This is a genomic window from Tepidimonas fonticaldi, from assembly GCF_001675355.1.
In the GTDB taxonomy this organism is placed as follows: domain Bacteria; phylum Pseudomonadota; class Gammaproteobacteria; order Burkholderiales; family Burkholderiaceae_C; genus Tepidimonas; species Tepidimonas fonticaldi.
Genome location: NZ_LZDH01000030.1, coordinates 1 through 714, shown reverse-complemented (window position 1 = coordinate 714; position 714 = coordinate 1). Strand labels below are relative to the sequence as shown.

2 protein-coding genes are annotated in these 714 nt (G+C 42.4%); one reads left to right on the top strand and one right to left on the bottom strand.

The genetic code is table 11. The annotated features are described in order from the left end of the window. Positions 1-306: nitronate monooxygenase (locus A9O67_RS12925; protein WP_197484420.1), on the top strand; the 306-nt coding region annotated here is incomplete at its 5' end. A 46-nt stretch (positions 307-352) separates the two neighbouring features. Here the strand turns inward: A9O67_RS12925 and A9O67_RS12920 are convergent. Then, the coding region (locus A9O67_RS12920) for a YhjD/YihY/BrkB family envelope integrity protein (RefSeq protein WP_197484419.1) at positions 353-714 on the bottom strand (362 nt) is incomplete at its 5' end.

Sequence of the window (714 nt, the reverse complement as noted above, 5' to 3'; positions counted from 1 at the left end):
AATGCAGGTTATCGAGCTAAGATCAAATTGCAAACAGCGGATCACACTCAACTAACTTCTGCTATTTCAGGGCGCCCAGCGAGAGGGATTATTAATCAATTTATTCGAGCAGGTAACGGCTATGAGACAAGTCAATTACCTGATTATCCATTGGTTTATGATATTGGTAAGCAGCTCAATGCAGCAGCAATGAAGTTAGGTAGTGATGAGTTTGCGGCATATTGGGCGGGGCAGAATGTGGCGAAAGCTCGTGAGATGTCTGCGTCTTTATTGGTTAGAACGTTGGCAGAAGAAATGAAACGCTAGTTTTAAACAGTGGTAGGGCGGTTTGTCTTACCGCCCCAGTAAGTTGTTATTTAATTATTTCGTTATCCAATGAACCTTTTGGCTCATCAGTCGCTATCCAAGCTGCACAAAATAAGGTTAAACGCGCAAAGAAGTAAAAGAATGCCATTAGGCCAAGCACTGAACCAAACGCGGCTCCAGAAGGTGACGAGGCAAGGTTAGGTAAAATCCATGTCATGATGGCTTTAATGATTTCAAGCCCAATAGCTGCAAGCAATGTTCCTTTAAATAGTGACCTGCGGCGATGCTGCATACGCGGTAGGATCCAAAAAATCCATAAAAATAGTAGGAAATTAGCTGTAATTGATATTGTTAAACCAATCAGTGTCCAAGCAGGTTTAAGCCATTCTATACCATCTAACCCAAGCG